16 protein-coding genes, 1 tRNA gene and 4 pseudogenes are annotated in these 24332 nt (G+C 67.6%); 13 read left to right on the top strand and 8 right to left on the bottom strand.

Features of this window, described 5'->3' with window-relative positions; all coding sequences use genetic code 11:
* The first annotated feature begins 18 nt into the window (after positions 1 to 18).
* The 5 genes from ACFT4A_RS06355 (at position 19) to ACFT4A_RS06335 (ending at position 5177) form a co-directional block, all read left to right on the top strand.
* A complete protein-coding gene (locus ACFT4A_RS06355) occupies positions 19 to 1230 on the top strand; it encodes an ABC transporter substrate-binding protein (protein ID WP_382826451.1) in 1212 nt (403 codons plus the stop codon).
* 35 nt (positions 1231 to 1265) lie between these two features.
* Positions 1266 to 2570, top strand: a complete 1305-nt coding sequence (locus ACFT4A_RS06350; protein WP_382826449.1) for a DegT/DnrJ/EryC1/StrS family aminotransferase — start codon at positions 1266 to 1268, stop codon at positions 2568 to 2570.
* The gene (locus ACFT4A_RS06345) at positions 2567 to 3475 is read left to right on the top strand and encodes a radical SAM protein (RefSeq protein WP_382826448.1); all 909 of its coding nucleotides are present in this window, start codon (positions 2567 to 2569) and stop codon (positions 3473 to 3475) included. The genes ACFT4A_RS06350 and ACFT4A_RS06345 overlap by 4 nt, the downstream gene beginning before the upstream one ends.
* A gap of 2 nt (positions 3476 to 3477) precedes the next feature.
* On the top strand, positions 3478 to 4290 hold the full coding sequence (locus ACFT4A_RS06340) for a glycosyltransferase family 2 protein (protein WP_382826446.1): 813 nt from the start codon (positions 3478 to 3480) through the stop codon (positions 4288 to 4290).
* A 71-nt stretch (positions 4291 to 4361) separates the two neighbouring features.
* Entirely contained in the window at positions 4362 to 5177 is an 816-nt protein-coding gene (locus ACFT4A_RS06335; RefSeq protein ID WP_382826444.1) for a DNA-methyltransferase, read from the top strand.
* Positions 5178 to 5235: 58 nt separating this feature from the next.
* Here the strand turns inward: ACFT4A_RS06335 and ACFT4A_RS06330 are convergent, their stop codons facing one another.
* A complete protein-coding gene (locus ACFT4A_RS06330; RefSeq protein WP_382826442.1) occupies positions 5236 to 6294 on the bottom strand; it encodes a Gfo/Idh/MocA family protein in 1059 nt (352 codons plus the stop codon).
* Between the two features lie 253 nt (positions 6295 to 6547).
* Here ACFT4A_RS06330 and ACFT4A_RS06325 point away from each other — a divergent pair, with 253 nt between their 5' ends.
* From ACFT4A_RS06325 to ACFT4A_RS06300, 6 genes and pseudogenes are all read left to right on the top strand, one after another.
* Positions 6548 to 7408 (top strand): NAD-dependent epimerase/dehydratase family protein, encoded by an 861-nt coding sequence (locus ACFT4A_RS06325; RefSeq protein ID WP_382826440.1) that lies wholly within the window; start codon positions 6548 to 6550, stop codon positions 7406 to 7408.
* A gap of 258 nt (positions 7409 to 7666) precedes the next feature.
* Positions 7667 to 7855 carry a hypothetical protein gene (locus tag ACFT4A_RS06320; RefSeq protein WP_382826438.1) on the top strand — a complete coding sequence of 63 codons (189 nt, stop codon included), beginning with the start codon at positions 7667 to 7669 and terminating at the stop codon, positions 7853 to 7855.
* A gap of 61 nt (positions 7856 to 7916) precedes the next feature.
* Positions 7917 to 8145 (top strand): annotated as a pseudogene (locus ACFT4A_RS06315) (MBL fold metallo-hydrolase); the annotation flags it as partial.
* Positions 8146 to 8374: 229 nt separating this feature from the next.
* Positions 8375 to 8563, top strand: a pseudogene (locus ACFT4A_RS06310) (IS5/IS1182 family transposase); the annotation flags it as partial.
* Positions 8564 to 8916: 353 nt separating this feature from the next.
* Positions 8917 to 10689, top strand: coding sequence for a hypothetical protein (locus tag ACFT4A_RS06305; RefSeq protein WP_382826436.1), 1773 nt, complete (start codon positions 8917 to 8919; stop codon positions 10687 to 10689).
* A 558-nt stretch (positions 10690 to 11247) separates the two neighbouring features.
* A complete protein-coding gene (locus tag ACFT4A_RS06300; RefSeq protein WP_382826434.1) occupies positions 11248 to 15513 on the top strand; it encodes a hypothetical protein in 4266 nt (1421 codons plus the stop codon).
* 68 nt (positions 15514 to 15581) lie between these two features.
* On the opposite strand, the pseudogene ACFT4A_RS06295 reads toward ACFT4A_RS06300, so the two are convergent.
* Positions 15582 to 15730 (bottom strand): annotated as a pseudogene (locus tag ACFT4A_RS06295) (IS21 family transposase); the annotation flags it as partial.
* Positions 15731 to 15833: 103 nt separating this feature from the next.
* Entirely contained in the window at positions 15834 to 16463 is a 630-nt protein-coding gene (locus ACFT4A_RS06290) for a class I SAM-dependent methyltransferase (protein WP_382826432.1), read from the bottom strand.
* A gap of 36 nt (positions 16464 to 16499) precedes the next feature.
* On the opposite strand from ACFT4A_RS06290, the pseudogene ACFT4A_RS06285 reads away from it, so the two are divergent.
* Both ACFT4A_RS06285 and ACFT4A_RS06280 read left to right on the top strand, forming a co-directional pair.
* Positions 16500 to 16775 (top strand): annotated as a pseudogene (locus ACFT4A_RS06285) (IS5 family transposase); the annotation flags it as partial.
* 526 nt (positions 16776 to 17301) lie between these two features.
* Positions 17302 to 17381, top strand: a tRNA-Arg gene (locus tag ACFT4A_RS06280).
* A 1397-nt stretch (positions 17382 to 18778) separates the two neighbouring features.
* Here ACFT4A_RS06280 and cas6e read toward each other — a convergent pair.
* The 5 genes from cas6e to casA form a co-directional block, all read right to left on the bottom strand.
* On the bottom strand, positions 18779 to 19426 hold the full coding sequence (gene cas6e, locus ACFT4A_RS06275; protein WP_382826430.1) for a type I-E CRISPR-associated protein Cas6/Cse3/CasE: 648 nt from the start codon (positions 19424 to 19426) through the stop codon (positions 18779 to 18781).
* Positions 19427 to 19991: 565 nt separating this feature from the next.
* Positions 19992 to 20816: a type I-E CRISPR-associated protein Cas5/CasD gene (gene cas5e, locus ACFT4A_RS06270; protein ID WP_382826428.1), complete on the bottom strand. Its 825-nt coding sequence runs from the start codon at positions 20814 to 20816 to the stop codon at positions 19992 to 19994.
* Positions 20813 to 21988: a type I-E CRISPR-associated protein Cas7/Cse4/CasC gene (cas7e, locus tag ACFT4A_RS06265; protein WP_382826427.1), complete on the bottom strand. Its 1176-nt coding sequence runs from the start codon at positions 21986 to 21988 to the stop codon at positions 20813 to 20815. The genes cas5e and cas7e overlap by 4 nt, the downstream gene beginning before the upstream one ends.
* A 23-nt stretch (positions 21989 to 22011) precedes the next feature.
* Complete coding sequence (gene casB / locus ACFT4A_RS06260) at positions 22012 to 22686, bottom strand: type I-E CRISPR-associated protein Cse2/CasB (protein ID WP_382826425.1); 675 nt, start codon at positions 22684 to 22686, stop codon at positions 22012 to 22014.
* Between the two features lie 28 nt (positions 22687 to 22714).
* Positions 22715 to 24325, bottom strand: coding sequence for a type I-E CRISPR-associated protein Cse1/CasA (gene casA / locus ACFT4A_RS06255; RefSeq protein ID WP_382826423.1), 1611 nt, complete (start codon positions 24323 to 24325; stop codon positions 22715 to 22717).
* Positions 24326 to 24332 lie beyond the last annotated feature (7 nt).

Here is a 24332-nt window from a genome sequence, read left to right as displayed (position 1 = left end):
CCCCGGGAGTTGAACCGCGTGGCACTGACCTTCCTCACCGACCACACCTCGCCCCTCATGCGGGGCCTCGCCGACCGCGTCGTCGCCGACTGGAACGAGCGGCACTCCGACACCCCTGTCAGCCTGACGGTGCTCGACCACGAGGAACTGCGCGACGAGATGCGCACCTGCCTTACCGGAGCCCCGTCCGCCGACGTCATGACCTGGTTCGCGGGCAACCGGATGGACTCCATGGTGGACCAGGGCCTGATGCTCGACGTCTCCGCCATGTGGAAGACCGAGGGGTTCGACCACGTCTACCTGCCACGGTTCCGCAACATGGCCGGAGGCATGGGGCCCTCGTCCTTCCTGCCGACCTCGCACTACTGGTGGGCGGTCTACTACCGCCCCTCGGTCTTCGCCGCAGCGGGCATCACCGACCCCGTCACCACCTGGGACGACCTCACCGCTGCCTGCCGGAATCTCACCGCATCTGGAGTCACCCCCTTCGCGCTCGGCGCCCGCCACCGCTGTCCGGCCGCGGCCTGGTTCGACTACCTCAACATGCGGCTCAACGGGCCCGACGTGCACGAAGCCCTGATGACGCTGCGCATCCCGTATACGGACGACCGGATCCGCCGGGTGTTCGCCTTCTGGCGAGAACTGATCGAGCAGGGGTACTTCCTCGGCGACCCGGGCGGATACGACGAGGAAGAGGCAGTCGCCGCCGTCCTGCGCGGCGAGGCGGGCATGACGCTCACCGGCGCGTACACCACCGATGAGTTCACGCCGCCGGGGGAGCCGGACATCGACTTCTTCCGCTTCCCGCTCATTCACCCGGACCTGCCCATCGGGGAGGACACTCCCGTCGACGGGTACTTCGTGCCCGCGAACTCCGCCTCACCCGCCGAGGCCACCCGCTTCCTTGCCCACCTGGGCTCGCGGCACGTGCAGCAGCTGACCATCGAACGGCTTTCCACCCTGCCCACCCGTACCGACGTGGACACCGAGCGGGGAGGGCGGCACGTGGCCAAGGGCATGGAGATCCTCCGGGGAGCCGACCACCTGAGCCAGTTCTACGACCTCGACACGCCCTGGGAACTCGCGAACGTCGGCATGTCGGCGTTCGTTTCCTTCGCCCAGGACCCCACACGCGGCGACGAACTTCTGCGCGAGCTGGAGTCCGCGCGCCAGGACCAGCTCAGCAAGACCCCGCCCACCGCATCGCGCTCGCTACCCGCGTCCCACTGACCAAGCCTGGCCCCACCCACCCAGGGAGAAACATGATGCCCGCACGACGCTCTCCGTTGGCGCTGCACGGCGGGACTCCGGTCCACGACGGCGGCTGGCCCGCCTGGCCGCAGGCGCCGGAAGCCACCCTCACCATGCTCAAAGAGGCAGCGACGTCCAGGCGTTGGGCGATCAGCGGCGCCTACACCGGTACGCCGAGCTTCGAGCGCCGTTTCGCCGACGCCTTCGCCTCATACCACCAGGTGCCGTACGCGGTGCCCACCACCAACGGCTCCGCCGCGCTCACCATCGCCATGGAGGCGCTGGGTGCCGGGCCCGGCACCGAGGTGATCGTCCCCGGCCTGACCTGGGTGGCCTGCGCCTCTTCCGCGGCCGCGCTGGGTGCCACACCGGTCCTGGTAGACGTTGACCCCGAGACGCTCAGCATCAGCGCCGACGCGGCGAAGGCAGCGGTGACCGACCGGACCGTGGCCATACTCGTCGTGCACGCCTACTGCTCCGGCGCCGACATCGACGCGTTCCTCGAACTCTCCAGGAGCACCGGCATCCCCCTCATCGAGGACTGCTCCCAGGCGCACGGCGCCGAGTGGAAGGGCCGCAAGGTCGGCACGTACGGCACCATCGGCGTGTTCAGCCTCCAGCAGACCAAGGTCCTCACCAGCGGCGAGGGCGGCGTCGCGATCACCTCCGACGACGACCTCTACGACCGGCTCCAGCAGTACCGGGCCAACGGCCGGCGCTGGGCCGCGCGGCCGGTCCTCCACCAGCTCGAACTGGAGGACATCGGCACCTTCGAGGGACACAACCACGCGATGTCCGAGTTCCACGCCGCCGTTGCCCTCAGCCAGCTCGACTACCTGGACGCGCAGAGCGAGATACGGAGCGGCAACGCGCACATCCTGAACGGACTGTTGGAACACATACCCGGCGTGTCGACCGTGCCGGCCCCGGCCGGGCTCACGCGGCGCACCTACTACGACTACGTCATCCGGCTGGACTCCGACCTCCTCGGCCCGGTTCCGGTGGGCCGCGTGGCCGACGCGATGGCCGCCGAGCTGGGCATGTTCTTCGAGACCCTCGACGCACCGCTGAACGCGAACCCGCTCTACGGCCCGCTCAAATCGCCCCGCACGCCTCGCTCAACGGCTGTCCGGGAGGATCTGGACCCCGCGCGGTTCCCGCTGCCGGCCGCCACCGCCGCCTTCCACACCTGCTTCGCCTTCCTTCACCAGGCCCTGCTCGGCTCTGCGGAGGACATGGAGGCGATCGCGACCGCGGTCGAGAAGGTGGTGCGGAACATCGACAGGCTTCAAGACGGGCCGAAGGGAGCCATGCGATGAACGTGCACGTGGAAGACGGAAAGGTGATCAATCCGGAAGGCATCGAAATCAACGCGAGCTTGCAGTGCAACATGCGATGCAAGTCATGCGCGCACCTCTCGCCGCTCTTCCGCAGGGAGAACGCCGATCCAGCGGAGACACACGACATCCTCACCGTCCTCGCCGGGAACTACCGCGCGTCCTACGCCAAGATCATGGGCGGTGAGCCACTGCTGCACCCGGACATCGTCGGACTGATCGAGGCGGTGCGTGCGAGCGGGGTCTCGGACACCGTCCTCGTGGCGACCAACGGCACCCTGCTGGACCGAGCCCGCGAGGAGTTCTGGCGGATCGTGGACTCCCTCGAGATCTCGGTCTACCCCAGCCGCCCCCTCACCTCCGAACAGATCGATCGCTACCAGGGCATGGCCCGGGACCACGACGTGTCCCTGCTGATCAATCATTACGGGCACTTCCGTCAGATCTACTCGGAGACCGGCACCGACTCGCGGTCGCTGGTGCAGGACGTGTTCGACACCTGCAAACTCGCCCACTACTGGCGTTCGCACACGGTGTTCGACGGCTGGCTCTACCGCTGCCCGCAGAGCCTGTTCATGCCGCAGAAGCTGGAGAACGGCGGCTGGGACCCCCATGAGGACGGCCTTGAGATCGCGGACGACCCCGGCTTCCTGGACCGGCTGCACCAGTTCCTCACCCGCGCCAAGCCGTTGCGCGCCTGCGGGAACTGCCTGGGCAGCGTCGGCACGCTGCACCAGCACACCGAGCTGCCCCGCGACGCATGGCGGCCGCAGCAGAAGCTGGAGGAGCTGATCGATGTCGAATTCCTCGAGCTGTGCAAGAGCGACATCGCCGCAGACGACGGTTGCGTCGACTCGTCCTCCTTCGTCTCCCGAGAGGCAGGCTGACCATGGGCGAACAGTCACGATCCGAAGAAAGCGTCACCGTCGTCACTCTGACCCGCTACCGACCCGTACAGGTCCAGCGGGCGATGCGCAGCGTGCGTGCCCAGCGAGCCGGCGTGACCGTCCGCCACCTGGTGCTGATCGACGACAACCGGGAGATCCAGACCACTCTGGATGAGGTCGCCACGGACTTCCCCCTGTGCGACATCCGGTACGTCCCCCGTGAACCGCACGAGACTTCGGGCCCCGGCCGCGCCTCCCGGCTGCGGAACATGGGCGTGCGTCACGCCTCCAGCACGTGGGTCGCCTTCCTCGACGACGACAACGAGTGGGACCCCGACCACCTCCACAGCCTGCTCAGCTGCGTGCGGGAACACCGGACCCGCGCGGCCTTCAGCGACGTGAGCCTGCTGCACACGGACGGCACGCCCTATCGCGAGCCCCGCTGGCCTTGGGCGAACAGCACCGCCGAGGCCGAGGCCACCTACCGGGAGCTCGCGGCCCGGGGGATCTGCGAGCCGGGTTCCAACGTCATCCGGCACCGGCCCGACGCCCTGGAAGTCCCCGTGGACACCAGCGCCTGGCTGCTCGATCGCCAACTGCTGCTGGAGGTGCCGTTCGACGAGCACTTCTCGGCCACCGACGCCCAGAACCTCGTGAGCGAGGACGACAAGCTCTTCTACCGGCTGAACGAGCGTGGCGAGCCGATCATCGCCACCGGCCGGGCGACCCTCAACTACTACCTGGGCGGCTACTCCAACAGTGCCGAGACCGTCGCGCCCGCGGAGCGGGATGCCATCTCCTGGGCCCCCGAATGACCGCCGCCCCGCGACCGGGGAGGCCTGGGACCCGGCCTTGCCGACGCTTCACCGGAAGGGACCACATCCTCGTGACTGAGCCGACCACGACCGAAGACCGCTGCCCCTTGGAAGCCGACCACGGCGCCTTCCACTGGGGGGACAGCCTGCAACTGATGGAGGCCATCCCCGACGCCAGTGTGGACGCCGTGGTCTGCTCGCCGCCCTTCGAGGGCGGCGAGCTGATAGCCGACGAGGGCCGCACGGGCGACGCTTTCGTCGAATGGATCGAGCCCTTCTTCCAGCAGTTCCAGCGCGTCCTGCGTCCCTCAGGCTGCGTCGCGTTCGAGCTGGGCGGCATCTGGCTCTCGGACGGGCCCGGAAAGGCGGTGCAGCACGCGTCCGCGCTGCGGGCACTGGCCGCCTCGGGATGGCGGCTCGTGCAGGACTACTACTACTACAACCCGCAGTTGCTCCAGCCGGAGCCCGGCGGCGCGCCCCGGGCCGCCGACTCGGTCACGCCCATCTGGGTCATGGCCAGGACTTACGACGTCCATTACGACGTCGAGGCGCTGGGGCGCGGCGACCGGGGCAAGGTCGTACGCGGCAACCTCCTGGAATTCGATACGTCGGGTATCTGGGACCAGGCGTACGAGCAGACGCTGGCCCGACTGGGGCTGGAGCCGTACGGGGACCGCTGGCCGACGGCCGTCCCCGAGCTGTTCGTTGAACTGCTGACCTGGCCCGGGGGGCTGGTCCTCGACCCGTTCGCCGGTACCGGAGCCACCTGTTTCGCAGCCGAGCGGCTGGGCAGGCGGTGGATCGGCATCGAGCGCGACCGAGGACTGGAGCAGCACGTGCGCGCGATGTTCTCCGCCGACCGGAACGGCGCGCCGATCCTGGACTGAACCGGCTACGACCGGGGCGCGCACATCACCCGCCCCGGTCGTGGGGGCCGACCGTGCCTCAGGCGGCAACCGCCGGTGGCACCGAAAGCAGTTCCTCGGGCACCTCGCAGTCGGTCCAGCGGCCCTCGTCGGCCGCCGAGGCGTACGCCGCGTCGATCACGAACGACGTGGTGAGCGCTTCCCTGATCAGCTCTGTCTGGTGCCCGCGTTCGGCGGTCATGGCCAGGAAGTCCCGCAGCATGCTGGGGAACCACTCCTTGTGCGTCGGGTCGTCGAACCCGGACTCGACAGTGGTCCGCAGCACGTCCCCGCCGGCGGTGGCGGTGAGTTCGTCCCCGTCGACCACCACGGAACCGGCGCTGCCGATGACGGAGTAGCCGGTGCTGCGGTGCCCGGCAGCCCACGACAGGGTCATCGCGATCTCCACGCCGTCGTCGCAACGCATCCGCAGCAGTGCCGAATCCTCGGTGTCCCGGTAGGGGTCCCCTTCCCGCATGCGGCCGGTGAGGCAGGACACCGAGCGGGGTGTGCAACCCGTCAGATTCATGGCGAGATAGATGCTGTGGGGGCCGTGGTCGCGCAGGATGCCACCCCGTGACGTCTCGAACTCGCGCCGCCAGTGCGTCCGCCACTCCGGGACGCCCTTGGCGTGCCCGGAGCGCAGTGTCCGGAAGTTCGCGCCGAGCACCTTCCCGAACCCGGGGTTCTGGATGTGCTGCTTCAGCGAGGCCAGTACGGGCGCGAACTTGTAGACGTGGCACGGGTAGTAGACCCGGTCGGTCGCTCGTATCAGTTCCATCTGTTTCCGGTAGCCGCCGTCCTCGTCGGGCAGGAAGACCGGTTTCTCGCACAGAACGTGAAGACCGTTCGCTAGGCCCAGCTCGGAATACCCGGCGTGGCTGCCGGGCGGAGTGCAGATGTCGATGAAGTCCAGGTCCTCGTTCGCGACGAGGCTTTCGAAGTCGCTGTAGGCGGGCAGGCCGTACGTGTTCTCCACGTGATCTCGGCGTTCCTTCGAAACGTCCAGCACGGCGGTGATGGTCAATTCATCGACCCTGGAGTATCCGACCATGTGCCCCATGGCGATGGTGCCGAATCCAATGATGGCGCCCTTCATTGCAGCCTCCTTCGGGCGTGCGGATCAAGAGTATTGGTACTGGCGCGTCCAGTCGGGTGTCAAACTTCCATCTGCACAGCAGAATTGAGCCTGTGCAGAAAGTCAGGTCGCTCCCCGGTGAGAAATACGGTGACCGCACGTACCCTCTTTGAAAGGAGCTCGTCGAAGATCGAGGGGATCGTGCATGGTGAACATGAATGGGCAAGTCCCTGCCTTATCGCGGACAGCCGGGACGGCCGGGACAGCTGCTGTCGTGGGTGCTTCCGGCTTCATCGGGAGCCATCTCTGCCGTGGCCTCGCATCCGTCGGCATACGCACTTTCGGTTTCACTCGGGATAAACCGTTCGCCCCCCTGGGCAGCGTGCACCGGGAACTGCTGAAAGCCGAGACGATCTATTACTTGGCGGGCAGCGCAACCCCCGCGCTGGCGGAGGAGCGGCCGGATCTGGCCAAGGCGGACCTCTGGAATCTCCAGATGCTCTTGTGGAGTGTCAGAAAGACCACCCACCGCCCCTTGGTCGTGCTCGCCAGCTCGGGCGGCACCGTGTACGCGCCCGATGCCCCGCAGCCGTTCCGCGAGGATGCGCCAACCCTGCCGGTCTCGGCGTACGGAGCCGCGAAACTCGCCCAGGAGCGCGCGTTGACGGCGGTGGAATGGATCACCCCGGTGATCATCCGGTTCTCCAACCTCTACGGTCCCCGTCAGGTCCCGCGCCGGGGGTGCGGGGTGATCGCGCACTGGGTCAAGGCAGTGCGCGAGGGCGCACCGCTCACCCTCTTCGGCCACTCAAGCAGGGACTACCTGCACGTGGAGGACGCCGTCGAGGCACTGCTCGCGGTCCATCGGCGCGCCGCCCAGCTCCGTGCCGCCCGGACGCCCACCACACTGAACATCGGCTCGGGCGTTCCGGTGGGACTGAACGAGCTCTACCGGTGCTTCGAACTCGCCGCCGGGCACAGCATTCCGGTACAGCGCCGGCCTGCCAGGAGCTTCGACCGTACAGACATCTGCCTGGACGTGACGGCGGCCGAGAAAGCCCTCGGCTGGACCCCGCAGATCCCCCTGGAGGTCGGACTCGCACGCATTCTGGGCACCGCCGTGCGCCAGCCGTAACCGCCCGTGCGAACGGCTCGGACATCTTCCGCGACGAAGCCCGGACAAGGCTTGCTCGACCTTGCTATTCGGACGAGGCGAAAGCGGCACGGGAGCGGCACGGGACAGCCGCGCCATCAACTCAGCCGTTGTCGGCCGTGAGCACCTCTTGGTCAACGGGCGGTGCAGCGCCCTTCGGAACAGCACCTTCAGCCGCCATTCCAAGAGGCCAGAGCCTTACTGATCAGGCCCTTGGCGGCGTCCCCATAACAAGGGGCGTTGCTGCTGAGGCATCAGACGACCAGCGTCCATCTGCAGTCATTCCTGCGGCGGATTTCGGTGCGGCGTTCCCAGGGCCGGTGGGCGTCCCACGCCGCGGACAGCGACCGAGTCGCCACCCTGGCCCATGGCCACGCCACCGCCGACGAGATCGACCGGCGCCTGGCGACCCTCGACACCGCGCCCTGATCACCGCCCTCACTCACTGAAATTCAGCCACTGAATTTCCATCCCCTCCCGGAGGCCCCGCATGAGCACCCTCTCCTTCAAGGTCCTCGACCTCGCCTCCCGACCGACAGCAAGAACAAGACCGCCACACTCGTCACCGGTGTGCAGGAGCCGCTGCTCGTCGGCACCGCCTTCACAGCGCCGACGGCCGCCGCCTGGCCGCAGAGATCCTCGACTTCGGCAAGAAGCTGACCACCGTCTTCGTCAGCCACGGCGACCCCGATTTCTACTTCGTCGCCGAACCGGCAGCCTGCAGAGGCAAGTGGGGTCTCCGGTCGGGGTCCGGGTGGTCCTACCGGCGAGGGCCGGGCAGGGCCGGTCGGCGGGTGGTGCTCCAGCGCGGGATGCTGGGCGCGGGGAGCGCGGCCGGGCGGCGGGATGCGGCGGCCCGCTGCACAGATCGCGATCACGGCAATGCCCAGGGGCGTGGTCGACATCGAGGCCGTGGTGCTCAATCCAGCCGGGCCGGCGTGCACACGCGATCGTCGCTGCAGGATCCTGCCACACCAGCGCGCTCCAGTCGGCTCGGCGTACCTGCACCGCGCCAACACCGTCGCCCAGCTCGCCGTGCAATTCGGCCAGTTCGTCAGCACGGCACATGCCCACACGACAGCCCTCGTCGACCTGCTCGCCGACCGTGCGCCCGGCCTGCTGCGCGCCCTGCGCGAAGTCCGACGCTGACGACAACAGCTTCCTACTGCCGGGTGATCTGCACGTCGAGTTAAGCGAGTCTCCTCGGCGTGGGTCAGACTGCTCTGCAGTCCTTCGATCTCACCGAGCCCGCCCTCTCGTCCGGCTTCCAGGATTCGGGCAAGGAGGTTGTCGCGGATCTCTACGAGCCGCGGTCGTTCGGAGGCGTGGTCGATCGGCCCTCCTCTGACTGGGCACGGCCATGGACTCTCGATCCTCGTCGCCCCCACCATGCACCCCGTGCGGCACGGCTCAAGGTTCCAGTCGACTGCACACCTGGGGGGACAATCTCGGCGGGACGCGGGGACAGTGGCGGCAGATAGGAGGCAGCGGTGAGCGAGAAGTGGTCCGGGACGGAGGGGACCTGGCCGGACGGGCGGGAGATCGACCCGTCGCTGGCATCCTTGCGGGCCGCGACTCGAGCCTTGCGGTTTCATCTGGACACGCTGCCCGCGGTGTTCCACTTCGATGGGCCGGCCGACCAGTTCCTCACCGAGGCTGCGTTCCCCTACGCGCGATGGCGGTACGCCTGCGCGGACTCTCTGCTGGGTTCGGGGATCGGCGGCACCGTCGTGGGGGCCATAGCCCGCAGCCTGTTCGACGACGGTCTGCTGTGGCAGTGGATTGCCCAATCGCCTGCTGAGAGGCGGCCGGGTCTGCTGGATAGCATGCTTCAGGAACGCAACCGGATCTGCGGATATCTGGCCACCCACGATGCGACCTGCCCCAACTTGGCCCGCTGGTTCGTTCCACTGGACGGCGTCACCGACCTGACGGGGGCATCCCTGGAAGCACTTGCGGCACCGGCGCTTCCTGATGGCACCGAGCTCTTGGATCTGTTCCTCTCCACCACCCCCACCCGGCACGCGCCGACCTCGCTGCTCGGCGGAGGTGTCGAGGACCTGTTGGATGCCGCCCGGGGCTTGCTAGCCGTATCCGGTCTGCGTGGGGCGGTGATGGTGCTGGCGCACGCCGGTCATGGCAACCTGTTGGGATTGCAGAGCAGTCTGGCCGCCGGCGGTGCCGCCGGGCATGATCTGCGAGCCGATCACGAGGCGCTATTCATGCATGTAGCTGCCGTCGGAGTCACCGTCACCCTTCTCGGCGTCTGCGCGGCGGCTCCGGAGTGCTGGCCACCGGAAATCGGGCAGGCAGGCTTCCTGGGCACACTGATGCGGCTGACCGAGGATGTCGTCACGGCGGCAAGCATGGTACACGGCCTGGGCGACCCCAAGCCCCAGGCGGTAGTCAATCCGAAGGTCAGGACAAAGGTACGGACGCGGCGTCTGCGGCCCGAGACCCTGGTGGCGCATCACGAGGTGCTGCCGGACGTTCTGCATGCCGGTCCGGTCATCCGCGCGGTCCGCCAGTACGAGGAGTTCGTCGGCAGCTGGACCGTCAATCCGTGGGCTCATGGTGATCCCAAGCTAGCAAGTGTTCTGGCCTACGGCGGTGCCCATTCCACGTTCTCCACCGTGATGAACACCTTCGACGATCATGCCGCTGTATCAACCGTGTTCGCCGCGCGGATGCTCCTGGAGGAAGCGGCCCGTTTCACCTGGCTGACCCAGGACCTGCACGACGAGGACGCGTTCGTGCAGCGGTCCACCCAGTACTTCGACGAGTTCCGGGCGAAGAAGAAGAACGCGATCGCCACGTTCGCCGGCAACGGCGTTGCCCTCGCCGCAGCCACCAGGCTGCTGAAGACGCCCGATGGCGTCGTCGAGGGGCCGGAGACGATCACCAAGGGTCGTCAGCCGCTGCCGTCGATCGACAAGATGCTCCTGCTGATGGGGACGCCCTATCCCGAGCCGGGCTGGCTTCCCGTGGCCTACTCGCTCCTCAGCCAAGTCACGCACAGCACTCCCGTCGGCATCGTCCACATGACCCGCTATCGCGAAGACGTTCTGTCCGCACACGACATCTCCCCCGAGATGCTCTCCCTCGCTCTGGACGTGGCCTGCCTGGGCAGTGCACGCCTGCTCGGCATATCCGGCCTATTGCTGTCCCAAGGCAGTGACGAGGCGCAGCAGTACGCGATCGGCCTGGAAAGACGTGCCTACGAAGTCCACAACATCGCCCGTCTGGTGCACGGGCTGGACTGAGCCCGCCGACCGCCTGCCCGCGGGCGCGCCGTCAGTGAGTCGGGGTGGGGGTATCGAGCTGCCGATCGGCCTCGGCCCCGATCGCATCAAGGGTGGCCTTGAGGTGTTCGAGTGACCGGGGCAGGAGCCGGGGCCCGCGCTGCCTGCCCCGGGAGTCGAAGACACCGGATCGGTGAGCTCGACCTGCAACTCGGCCTTCCGATCGTCTTGGCGCTCGGAGATCACCACCGCGCGGTGCGTCACTTAGCCTCGATCCACCGACGCGGTTTCGAAATGATCTCCGAGGCTCCGTAACGGCATCCCGCACGCCTGCGAAGTCGCCGACCACTGCCGGGCAGAGCGAGGTATAGGCGACGGCAGCGGCAACGCGCCGGTAGCCGAAAGAGCTTGGGCACGTAGGCTGAACGGGTGCCTGATCAATCCCGTGTCCAGAACGACGAGAGGTGTGCAAGTCCGTATGCGACGGGCGGCGGAGGAACCGTCCTCGAGCACCGCTACGGGGCGCTGCTGCTAAGCCATCTACTCACAGCCGATCCCCTAGCAGAGCTCGGGGACGACGTGACCCCGGACGAGCTCGTCTTCCAGGCAAGTGCCTCCAGCGCGGTCGACGACCTGCTCCTGAGCGGACGTTCGGCCGACGGCGCTCGGCGGCGAGTCTCGATCGGCGTTCGCAGAGATCCATCGTTCGTACCCAGCAATCGGGCGACCGTCGAACTTATGGGCTCCTACGTCCGAGTGGTTCAGGAACACGGACAGGAAATCGCCGAGGGCCGCTGGCGGCTCGCCCTGATCGTGGCGAGCCCCAACCCGCACGTACGGGAACTCCGGGAACTGGCCGGAATCGCTCGCGACACCGAGAGTGCAGACCAGTTCCGTTCCGAGGTCTCGCGCCCTGGGCGGACGCAACGACAGGTACGGGAGCGACTGCGACATCTCGACACCGTCATCGCCCTGGCCGCGGCAGGTGAGGGGATCGACATGACCATCGTATCCGCGACCGAGCTGACCTGGCGTGTGCTAGGGACGTTGCGGCTCCGAGAAGTGCGACTCGAAGGTGTCGATGAGTCGGACCGCACGATGGTGGTGGGACGCCTCCGGGGCGTCGTCGAATCCGGCACGGCAGAAGCCGCGGACCGCTTGTTCAGCCGACTTTGCGAACTCGTCGGGCGGTACGCACCAGCTGCCGCGACAAAGTCGGTCGACTCCCTGCGACGTGACCTGATCGGCTTTCCTCTCGCCGTGAGCCCGTCGAAGGGCAAGGGCATTGACGACTCGGATGATGCGGCGGCGCACGTCCCTGTGGTGCGTTCCGCCTACTTGTCCCAGGTCCGGCGGATCGCGCCGGAGCGGCTGCGGTCGCGTGCAAACGAAATGGACAAGTTGACGCACTTCTGCACCGGCCCCGAACCGGGACCGCAGTACGTGTGGTGGCGCGCTGAGGCATGGGCGGGCAAGTCGGCACTGCTTTCAACCTTCGTGCTGAATCCGCCTCCCGGAGTGCGGGTGTTGTCCTTCTTCATCACCGCCCGCTGGGCAGGACAGGCGGATAGCAAGGCGTTCACGGAGGTAGTTCTCGAACAGGCATGGGAGCTCATGGGCGAGCCCATGCCTATGCTGCTCACCGACGCCACCCGCGAGGCACATCTGCTGGGGGCGCTCGAGCGTGCAGCAGACATGTGCCGGCGGAGGGGCGAGCGCTTGGTCCTCGTGGTGGATGGCCTGGACGAGGACCGTGGGGTGACCACCGGTCCGGACGCGCACAGCATCGCGGCGATCTTGCCAGCCGACCCGCCCTCCGGCATGCGCGTGATCGTCGCTGGGCGACCGAATCCTCCGATCCCCGTCGACGTCCCCGACGACCACCCGCTGCGCCGGCCTGAGATCGTGCAGACGCTGGCCGCCTCCCCGTACGCAGAGGTGGTCCGGCAGGACGCAGAGCGCGAACTCAGGAGACTCCTGCACGGAACTACGGTCGAGAAGGATCTACTCGGCCTGTTGGCGGCGGCCGGAGGAGGGCTCTCCGAAGCAGACTTGGCTCAGCTCACCGGCCTTTCGGAAGGGGAGATCGAGAGCCAGCTTGGGGCGGTTTCGGGTCGTACATTTGCCTCCCGGGCCGGACGGTGGCGATCACAGGTGGCGATCTACGTCCTCAGCCATGAGGAGATCCAGCGGCAGGCGCTGCGCTTTCTCGGCGAGACCCGCCTGGCCAAGTACCGGGAACGGATCCACGCATGGGCCGAAGGGTTTCGCGCAGCGAAGTGGCCGATCGGCTCGCCCGAGTACCTCCTGCACGGCTACTTCAAGCTCCTTCACAGCACGGGTGACGTCCCCCGCATGGTGACGTGTGCTACGGATCCCTACCGGCACCATCGGATGCTGGACACCATCGGCGGCGACAGCGTTGCGCTCGCGGAGATCGCGACCGCACAGGAGTTCCTGCTCCGCTCTCCCGCGCCGGACCTCGTCGGGCTAAGCCGACTGGCCGTCCACCGGGCCAAGCTCACCCAACGAAACGATCATATTCCTACTTATCTGCCTGTGGTCTGGGCACAATTGGATCGACACAGCCGTGCTGAGGCCCTGGCCCGCTCGATCACCACGCCGGCGCGACAAGTCCGGGCACTCGCTTCGGTTTCACGCCATATGGCGGCCGCCGGGGACGTCCAGCGCGCCCGGAAGGTGGCCGAGGAGGCCGAGCGGTGCGCCCTTACCGTGAGGGAGATCGGCGGGCAGGCTCACGCGTACGCGGTGACCGCCCGGGCCGTCGCCCGAGCCGGGAACCCGGATCGTGCGCGGTTGTTGGTCACGCACGCGGAAGAGCTGGCCGGCTCGATAGCGAACGGAGTGCAGCGGTCACAAGTCCTCTGCACCGTCGCACGTGCCGCCGCGGTCGGCGGGGACGTGAAGCGTGGCCTTGCGCTGGCGAAGTCCGTGCCGCACGCTTCTGAGCGTGCCCATGCCCTCTGCGCCGTGGTGATGGAGGTGGCCGACGCCGGTGACTGGCGCAGGGCCCAGGACATCGCGCGCTCGGTGCGCCCACCGTCCAATCGGGCCCAGGCGCTCGCTGTGGTCGCACGGGCGGCGAACGCCGCTGGCGCCGGGCGGATCGCCGCAGACCTCGCGAGGCAAGCCGAGTCTCTCGCGTCGTCCCTTCGGAACCCGGGACGCCGGGCCTGGATTCTCGCCTCAGTCGCACGTGAGATGGCGGAAGCCGGCATGGAGAGAAAAGCGATCAAGCTCCTTCGTCAGGCCGAGAAGGCCGCTCATGCGGTGACCCGAGGAGCCGAGAGGTTCAACTGCCTCATCGCCGTCGCCCGGGTCATGGCGTTCTCAGGTGCCTCAGATCGCGCAGTGACCCTAGCGCACAGCTTCGACTCCCCTGGCCGTCGGGCGACAGCGCTGGCAGTCGTGGCATCGGGCCTGGCCGCGAAGGGGGAAGCGCAGTGTGCAGAGGACCTTGCCACAGAGGCAGAGGCAAGGGCGCGATCCATGAACGGCCGGGATCACATCGGGAGAGACCAGGCCCTTCTCGCGCAGGCCACGGCATCGACCGGTGATCTATCTCGGGCCGAAGGGATCGCCCGCGCCATTTCCGATGTTCCGCAGAGGGATCGTTCTCTGACCGTCGTCGCGGAGGCGATCGCTCTGGCAGGTGACCTGGGCCGAGCGGAAGGCGTCGCCGCCTCCATCATCGACGTGGCACAGCGGTCGACGGCACTGTGGCTGATTGTCAAGGCGGGCCTGACTCGTGCCGATCGAGAACGGGTAGCCAGGGTTGCCCGTTCGATCGAGGACCCGGGGTGCAGGCGCAAGGCTCTCTCCGCGCTGTCGCGTGAAACACCTACAGTCCCTGGTGGGCAGAAGAGGTCGCCTCGAAAGCATCGCCCGTCCACTGACCCCGGGAACCCGAGTTCCTCCGAGACTGGGCACCCCCCGTGGCCCTCCTCTTTCGTCAACACACACCAACAGGCCGATGGTCCCGCCAACCATGCCCGTACGGCTGTGGAGAACGGTGACGTACAGGGGGCCAGAGAGGCTGTGGAGTCCATCGTCTCCCCCGGGCTCCAGGTCGAGACCTTCGTCTCCCTCTCGACGAAGGCCGCGGCGGCGGGAGACACACGGATGTCCGAGGACCTCATCGAGTGTGCCCTCGCCGTAGCCGACGCACTGCCGAACACAACGAGCCGAGCCCGGTACATTACCGTGATCGCGAAGGAGATGGCCCTGGCAGGCGACCCTGATCGAGCGGAACGGCTCATCGGTTCGATTACCAGCCCGCCACTCCTCCAGAAGGCCATGAGCGTCGCCGCCTCGGCCGCGGCACACGCCGGTCACCTCGTGCAGGCGGAGCGCATCGCCCGCAGCATCTCCGACGCGTCACGGAGGGCGAAGGCTCTCGCGGCCGTCGCGCGGTGCATGGTGGAGTTCGGCGCCCTCGACGATGCGGAGCGCATCACGCGGTCGATCACCGAACCGCTCCAGCGAGCGCGCATACTCAGCGAGATCGCTCTCGGCCACGCGGGAAGCGGCGACATCGCACGTGCCGCGGAGGTCGCCGCCAGCATTACCGAGCCTGCTGAGCGTTCCAGGGCTCTGACGACGATCGCGCTCGACTCCCATGCCGATCGTGCGCACGCGCTGGTTGCACAGGCCCTCTGCGCCGGCCACTGGAGCATCTGCCTCCCAGCGCTGGTCCGACTCGCACCCGAGGTTGTCACCGCGATTGGTGTGGAATCCCTTCGCGTGCACGATCAGGAGGACGCGGCCGCCGAGGCTGCCGGCCCGAGCAGAGGCGAACGCGATCGCCGAGACAGCCAACCCTGAAGATCGTAGAAGTACCGTCCGTGACGCGTGGGTTCGAACAGAGCATGCGGTAGGACTCCACGAAGCTCCCGCAAAAGCTCGCGAATCTGCACCTCGACCGCGTCCACCACCGAGCCCTTCGCCGGACGCTCATACTTCGGCGGCCGGTCATGCGCCAGCGCGCGTTTCGCCGTGTTCTTCGAGATGCCCAGGTGCCGGGGATCGCCCGGATCGGCATCTGCTCGGCCTAGGGGGTGTCTGACAATTCCGGTCTGATCAGCGAGATTCGGCTGAGCTGGCAATCCGGAGGTGCGCCGATCGGCTGGGGGACTGGGCAGTGGCTACGAACGGCGGGCCAGTAGATGGGCGTCGAGGAAGCCCCGGTCAGAGGCTGGATCGTGGAGCAGCCGGGTGAAGGGATCGAGCCCAGCATCGCCCAGCAGTTCGGCGAGGCGATCCACCGGCCAGCTGTAGGCGGGCGCCACCTTGTGGTCGAACCGGACCGGTTCTTGTCCGTCGGTCCCGAAGAAGGAGACCAGGAGCAGACCGTCCGGCGCCAGGACGCGTACCTGCTCGGCGAGCAGCTCCGGCAGCTCCCCCGGAGGGGTGTGGATCATCGAGTAGTGGGCCAGTACGCCACCGAGCGTGCCGTCCTCGATCGGCAGGGATTCCATCCGCGCCTCTTGGAAGCGCAGCGCCGGATGGGCCTGCCGGGCGTGGTCGACCATACCGGGGGCAAGGTCGAGTCCGAAGGCGTCCAGGCCAAGTTCGTGCAGCATGGCTGTCAGATGTCCGGGCCCGCACCCGACGTCCGCTGCCCGCAGGTTGCCCGTCGCGCGCACCAGTTCGGCGAAGGTGCCGATCATGGCCCGGGAGAAAGGCTGTGTCTCCAGCCGGTTTGCGAACAGCGATGCGTACAGCTCGACGACACCGTCGTAGGCCGTCCTGATCTCGTCCTGATGATTCGCCACGGGCAGGACTCTATAGCCGGTCCGATAATTGATCTTGTGGCAGGTCGAGGTGAGTTGACGGATGCGGCATGGAGGCGGATAGAGCCCCTTTTGCCTCAGGTGGACGGACGGGGCCGTCCGTGGCGTGATCACCGGCAGGTGGTCAACGGGGTGCTGTGGCGGCTGCGGACCGGGGCTCCGTGGCGGGATCTTCCCGACCGGTTCGGGCCGTGGCAGACCGTCTACGAGCGGTTCGCCCGCTGGGAGGCGGACGGCACCTGGGCACGGTTGCTGGAGCATGTTCAGGTCCGCGATGACGCGGTGGGCCGGGTGCTCGAACTCGGCGCGGTGATCCATCAGCCAGGCCAGGTAGAACAAGCCCTGATTGATCACGCCGGCATCCGTGCCACGCTTGTACTCAACGATGACCGGCGAGCCGTTCTCGTCCAGCCCGAGCGAGTCAATCCGGCCCCCGTGCACCGGTCCGGTGCTGTACTCGCTCGCCAGAAGCCGCACGCCCAGCAGCGTCTCCATGTGGGTCTCGACGAGGCCCTGTACATCTGCCTCGATCTCAGCAAGACGCGGCATGACCTCGGCCATGCCGTTGTTCGTCGTGTCCGTGCGGAACAGCTTCAGGCCCGACACCTTCCCCTCCTCGGCTCGGAGATCGCCAACGCCGACGAGGTGCGGGATTGTTTCCGCGAGAGGCTTCGGGGACGTGAAGATAATGTGAGAGCCTGCGTCCGGCCCGATCGCGGGGGCCCGCGTCCCCCGGTCACCGGGAATCCGCGATTCCCCCATGCGTCCCCCGCGCCCGGGGGGGGGGGGCAGCACCCGGAGGCTGCGTTTACGCAGGTCAGCCCCCGTAGCTCAGTGGATAGAGCAGGCGCCTTCTAAGCGCCTGCTCTATCCGAGGGCTACTGGGAGTGTCCGTGGGCCAGCAGCACGGCGACGCCACGCGGGTCAAGCGCAGCATGGCCAACTTCGCCGTAGTCGCCCTAGACCGGCTCGAAGCCCTCGTACGCAACCGGCTCAAGCGCCTTCGGTACCGGCCAGACACCCTCGACGGGTTCATAGCCGGCACCGGCCTGACTCTGGACGATCCAGAGCCCCCTGACGAGCCGAAGTCAGTAACTACCACCACAGCAGTAGTTCAGCCCCCTGCCATCAGAGTTCCGTTCAGGCCACCTCCAGAACCCTCGGAACGCCCCCACGTCGGCGGGGAGGGCCGGCTCTGAAGGCGATCAAGGGCCTGGGGGCTCGGAACACCCCCACGCCGGCGGGGAGGACGCACGCGGGTTCTTCCCGCCGGTGCTCCACACCGGAACACCCCCGCGTCGGCGGGGAGGACAGGACCGGCCGGGCCAGGTTCTTGCGGCGCTTCGGGACACCCCCTCATCGGCGGGGAAGACCGGGCGGCGCGTCCTTGCCGATGTTGGACAGCGGAACACCCCCGCATCGGCGGGGAGGAATCCTCCTGGTTGGCGAGGGTCTGCTCCATCTGCGGAACACCCCCGCATCGGCGGGGAGGACCACTCAGCGACGTACTGCCGGTTATCCGGGCCCGGAACAAGGAAAGAGCGGCGGTGGGGATGTAGACGAGGTCCGTGCGGTGTTCGTCGATCTGGATCTGCGCGCACACTCCGGTGTCGTCCTATACCACGCGGACCATGTCCAGGTACAGGAAGGAGAGGGAGTCAGAGTCCTCCCGCCGACGTGGGGGTGTTCCGTCGCCCGCCTTCACGCCCGGAGAGACGGACACGTCCTCCCCGCCGATGCGCGGGTGTTCCGATCCGCGAGCTGAAGGCCAAGCGGACCAAGCTGTGCTCCCCGCCGACGCGGGGGTGTTCCGCCCGGATCGCTGCACGACGCCATCGCCGCGCCAGGTCTCCCCGCCCACCCTGGGTGGCGTGCGGGTACTGAGCGTCCTCTCCGCCGACGTGAGGGTGTGCCGTCATTCTGCTCGTCCGTGAGCTGGAGGGCCAAGTCCTCCCCCACCACTGGGGTGCTCTGCCGACCAGCGACGCCGTCCCCTTGGCACTGCGGTCCTCCCCGCCGGCGCGGGGTGTTCCGGCGTCTCACTCGTACGCATTCGCGCCATGGGGTCCTCCTCACCGACGTGGGGGGGGGTGCCTCTTTCCCACGCGTCGCCCCCGGCATCGGCGGGGAGGACGGCGGACCGGCTGAGCGATCCACACGCGGGGTCCGAACATCCTCCCTTCGGCGAGGAGGACGTCGAGGTACAAGAAGTACAGGAAGTCGGCGACGCCGGGGAGAGCAAGGCCAGGGCGGTCGCGGCCAGGCGCTTATTGGCCTGGCCGCCGTCGAACGTGGGCTCATGCGGCCGCGCGGGCAAGGCTGAGCAGCCCAGCGCCGTAAGACTTGGCCCGTCCGATGCCGACCAGTACGGCCTCGGCCAGGGCGTCAGGGTCGGTGACGGTGGCGGTGCCGTCGTAGCGCACCAGGTGATGCCGCGCGGCGGCGGCGCTGTCGCGGCGGCCGTGCACGGCAGCGACCAGGGTGGGCAGCGCTGTGGTCAGGTGCAGTCCGGCCTCGTGGGCGCGGCGTGCCCACCACTGGTCGGCGTCCGGTCCGGTGAGCGCGATGCGTTTGCCACGTTGGCCCCTGTTCTCCAGTGGCAGGCGTTCGGTTTTGACCGGGTTGACGACGATGCGGTAGCGGACGGCGAGGCCCTTCTGAAGGGCGTTGAACACCGGGGTGAGGTCTTTGACGTCGGCGTGGCCGTAGTCGTCGGGCAGGCGTGTCGGGTCGAGGGTGGCGGCCTGGACCAGGAGCGTGCTGAAGGTGTCGGTTACGTCGAGGCGGTACAGGAGCCCGGCCGCCTGCCGGGGACTGCCGCCCAGGCCGTCGGGTACCAGACGCATAAGGGTGCGGTGCATGTCGGTAGCGTTGCGCAGGTCGCGCTGGACGGCGCGGCTGTGGGGATTGAGGCGGATGCGGGCGAGGGCCGCGCTGGGGCTCATGCGGCGGCCTCCTTCATGGCGTAGTGGACCAGCTTTGTGGGCAAGGTGTGGGGCCGGTAACCAGGTGCAGGGAGTAGCGTTCCCCGGTGCGGTGGAGCTGGCGTCGTGCGCAATTGCGGCCGTGCAGGGCGGCAGAGGGGCATGTCGTACACGGTGTGCACGTCTGCTTCGCCGGCCGCCGGGCCGGTCCACCCGGACGGTGAACTCCAGAGCCGCGTACCGGTCGAATGCGCCTGTGTCCTGGTGTGTGATGCCCTGCGCCGCGGCAAGCGCGCCGAGCAGCGCGGAGTGCCTGGGGGACGGGGCGGTGTCCCCGCCGGGGGGCGAACGCCGAGCGTTCGCCCCCGGACTGCATCAGGCCGGCCAGCCGGAGTGCGAGCCCGTTCGCGCCCGCGCTCTGGCGGAGCAAGCAGCATCGATGAGGGTATAGCAGGAGTCGTACGCCGCTTCGAGCGCGTCGGGGAACATCTGCACCATGCGCTGGCACAGTCGGGTGCCTTGCACGTTGCCGCTCAGTTCGGCGGGCCTCGCGAGAGCAGGGCACGATGGGGGGCTAGCCATGCAGTCACCGGGTGCTCCTTTCCGCCATCGCGAAGTGGGTGTCGATGTAGTTCTGGAGCGTCTCCAGGTAGCCGGTGCCGAAGCCTTTGTAGGCGGCGTCCGGTAGGTGCACGGCACGCCGGTACAGCGGCCGAGGCCGGTACCGGCGTGCCAGTGGTGCGAAAGACATAGGTTCGTCGGTGACCTCGCCGCTGTGGTGATCCCCGTCGCCCTTGTCCGGGGCGTCGGAGTTCACGGGGAGCGCACCGAGCGGTCTGTCGCCGTAGAACTCAATCGGCTGGCGGCCGCTGCGCGGCCTCTTGGCAGCCAAGGGCAGCTGTACCAGGTGGCGCAGCGGATCTTCCCCGCAGCCCAGCAGGATCGGGCCTTCCGGCGGGCATGACCGGCGGCCGAGAAAGAGCGGCCAGTACGGGTCACGCAGAGCAGCGGCGCACGTGTGCAGCAGCGCTTCATCATCGGACGTCAGCGCGAGCGTGAAAGCAGCGTCGGCTAGGTACTGGCGCCTGGATACCAGAGTGCCCTTACCCTCGGGGCGGTGTTTTCCGTCGACGGTGATCACTGTCTCGTCGGCGGGCAGTCCACCGCCGACGGTGTGGAAGTCGGACAGCACGACACCGGGTCGGTCGACACGTACGGTCATCGACAGCTCCGTGAGGTCGTCCAAGGACGCCTGGCGCACTCGCCCGAGACCTGCGGCTAGCATGCCCACGATGCCCGACCGGGTGGGGAATCGGGCTGTGTCACGTCGCGCGTACTTGCTGTGCGTGCCCCAGGACTGGAGTGGGCCTGCCAGACGCAACAGCAGCCCTCGGGAGGGGCGGTCGGTCACTGCGGGGCCTCGGCGAGAGCGAAGTCGACGGTAGCGGTGACGAGAGCGTCGAAGGACGAGTGACGCTCGCCGAGGTGCTCGAGCTTGTCGAACTGGAGGGAAGCATGGGCCGCGTGCAGAACTCGGTCGGGGCCGAGGAGAGTGTTCGCGGCCTTGGCGTACGCATCGATGCCTTCCACGGAGCGCCCGACGAAGCCGCCGTGTCCGGCTGAGCGTACGGGTTCCTCGAAGGCTGCGGCGAACGACAGCGGCCGGTCGGAGCGGACCGCCACGTGGACCAGATGCGGGATGGTGTGCGGGGCGGTGGAGTTCTTTTTCGCCTGCGGCAGGGACTCGATGAAGGAGAGCAGGAACTGGCCGACGAGCTCGCGGGCGGCATCGAGTGCGATGTCGCTGTCATCGCTCAGATTCTTGATGAGTTCCTTGAGATCGACGGTGGCGAACCGGTAGAAGGTGCCGGTGCTGAACTCGGCAGTGCCCATGTGGCCACTGCCCGTTTCATCATCCTTCGCTTCGGTGACATCGTCGACAGCTGCGAAGTAGTCGAGTTCGACCTCAGTGGTGTGCGTGGTGAAGGCGTGCGCGACCTGGACGGCACCGTCCACATTGGCCTGGTCGACCTCGGTGAGCATGCGGCCAAAGAGGTTGATGACCCCGTTCCTTTTGGCAAGGATCTTGTCGATCTTCCCTTTCAGGGCGCTTTCGGGCTTGTTCTTTCCTTTGCCGGTGAAGTCGGTCGTGAGCGCGTCCTTGTTGGCTTCGGCGATGTCGGCCAAGTCCTCGACAGCGTCTTCGGGAAGATAGACGAGCGCGTTGGTGAGGACCTTGTTCGTGATCGGTTGCTTGTCCTTCCCCTTGGCCACCTCCCACTTGATGCTGCTCCCCGCCGCAACATGCGCGCCCGCGCGTTCGGCAAGCGCCTTGTCCCACCCACGCTCGCGAAGCACCTCGGCGACCCGCTCGCCGATGCGGCGTGTGCGCAGCGCGTTCTCGCCGAGCGTGTCCTGGAAGTGCTTGCGGGTGGCCCGCTTCCAGGACTGGCTGGAGATGCGGGTACGCAGGGCGTCGCCGTAGAGCATGCTTTTCACCGAATTAGTGTCGTCCCGATTCAGGTTCGCGTAGGGGACTGGTTGGACGACGTGGATGTCGATGAAGCGTGGCTTGAGGTTCATCGGGGATCTCCTGTGGGTGAGGGTCAGTCCTGGTCGGCGCCGGCCGTGATCCGGTAGAAGTCCTGCAGCCAGCGGCGGCTGATACGCCCCGACTGGTACTGCCAGTCGACGAGGTCTGCCAACAACTGTTCCCAGTCCATAGAGGCGTCGGTGGTGCGTACCTGATTCACCGCAGCAGGGAGGTGCAGGTGGATACCGCGGAGGCTCTGCCGCGTCAGGAGGTTGATACGGCTTTCTGCGGCGCTCATCCGCATTGAGGCGCCCTTTGCGGTGACGGCTTGGCCCAGGGTGGCACCGAACGAGGAGCCATACGGTGTCGGCCCGGGCGGAGTCCCCCTCTCGTCCGGTTCTCCCTCCTCCCGAGGAGCCTCCTTCTTTGCGGCCCCGTGTTCATCTGCGGTGTCTTCGTCGTCTCCCTGGTCGGGTGAGAAGGCGTGTCGGGGCTGAGCCGCGATCAGCGAGGCTACTGTGTAGTGAGCCTGCGCTGTCTTGTCGTCGCACCCTTCCGGCAGGCGCGGCGTCAGCAGCCGGTGCATGGGGCGTGTGCGCGGGTGGTCCAGGTCGCGGCGCAGGCCCGCGCGCAGCGCCGCACGGGCGCCGGGGTCTGTGCGGCACAGATGTTCAATGTGTGCGGTGAATGCGGCGTACGTGGCGCGATTCCTCTGCCGCTTGCTCGCTTCAGAAGCTTGGAAGGTCACAGCTTGTCCTCGGGTCGGCGGGCGACGGTCACGACTTCTTGGCCGCACTTTTCGTCGCCGGTTCCTCCATCGCTTTGTGCGGGTCTTTCAGGGCGGCGAGAATGATGGCCTTCGCCCTGGTGACGGCCTTGGCGCCTCGTGGTGTGCGCGTCACGGAGCCGGTCACTGCCTCGTAGGCGTCGAGCGCGTGCCGTCCGAAGGCTCGGCACGCGGCCTCGAAGTCGAATCCGGTGTCCATGGGGCCGCCAGAGCGTGTCAACTGCCGGAACCGCGACCAGAACTCGTCCTCCGCCGACGGCCAGTACCGTGCCGCGACCGCATCCAGCCAGGCCCCCGGATCGTTCTTCTTGTCGTCCGTGTACTTCAGCCAGGCTTCCTTGGTGGCCTGCTCCAGCCGGTACCCGAAGAGCTCGCCGAGTTCGCGGAGCTGGCGCACGGGCCGCTCGGTGCTCGCCGCATCCTCTTCCACTCGGGATAGGAGCACCGGGGTCACGGAGTCGACGTACTGGTGGTTGGCTGCCTGGCTGGCGTCCTGTTCGAAGCCGAGGGCGCGTACCCGTAAGTACTCGCTGACGTCGAAGGCATGGTCCATGACCTTCGGCTGGATGGGGTTTGCGTCGTCCAGTTGCTTGAGCAGGAGGGCGTCGATGTCGCGCCACAGAGAACGGGAGGAGCATGCGAGCCGGGGGGATGTCTTCCCGTACTTGGCGATGTCCCAGATCAGGTAGTCGTCTTCCGGCCGGATCCGCTCGGCGTCATAAGCCCAGGTGATGTACGCGTCGGCCGTATGCTCGCCGTCCGGGGCGGGGATGAGACAGAGTGCGTGCTGTGAACAGGCGGTGAGCCGTGAGCAGGGGCCCTGCGGCTCGGGCATCGGCTTGAGCGGGTCTGGGAGGTCTTCGCGCTCCCACGGGCACAGGTCCGTGTGCCGACTGACGTCGCCGTCCGGCGGTGTGAGACCGGCCAGCAGCGTCAAGAGCAGGTTGTCGCACTGCGGGTGGTACGACAGCGCGGCTCGCAGTGGTGAAGCTTTCGCATAGTGGCTCCTCACTTGCCCGACCGCACGTCTCGAAAGGGCGCCGGGGTCTCCCCAGTAATGCCAGGTCAGCAGCGATAATGCCGTGTGCGAAAGATCGAGGGGCACGGGAGTGTCGTGGCTCCAGTGCTCGAACCAGGAGTGGTTGTTGCCCGCTGCCCGGCTCATGACCAGCTTGTGGACGCCGGCAGTGTTGTTCCTGTCGCACTGGTCAGGGAGGCGGGGGTCCTGGAGCCACGGACGATCGCCGTCGAACAGGTTGAAGCGGTGGCTCCACTGACCGAAGTAGCCTTCGATGCCGGCTTTGCGGCCGTCAAACAGGTCGATGCTCTGCTCAGGAAACCCTTGTTCGAGGACCTGTTCCCGTCGGTCGCCCCAGCTTCCGGGCCCTGCCTCGTCCAGAGCGGTGATCCGGGCGGTCAGCGCGTACAGCAAGCGCAGCAGCGCCGAGTGAGCCGGAGCCTCCGGGATCAGCAGAGTGCGGATCTCTCGGGCGTGCACAAACAGATCCCTGAGCCCCACTTCAGGTGGGCGCGACTGCCCCTTCACCCATGCGACCGGAATCCATGGCTGGTCGATCAGATTCGACGCAGACGTGTTCACGCCCCTC

This window comes from Streptomyces sp. NPDC057099, from assembly GCF_042671245.1.
Lineage (GTDB): Bacteria > Actinomycetota > Actinomycetes > Streptomycetales > Streptomycetaceae > Streptomyces > Streptomyces purpurascens.
Note: the sequence above shows the minus strand (reverse complement) of the source record. Positions and strands in the feature narration are given on the sequence as shown.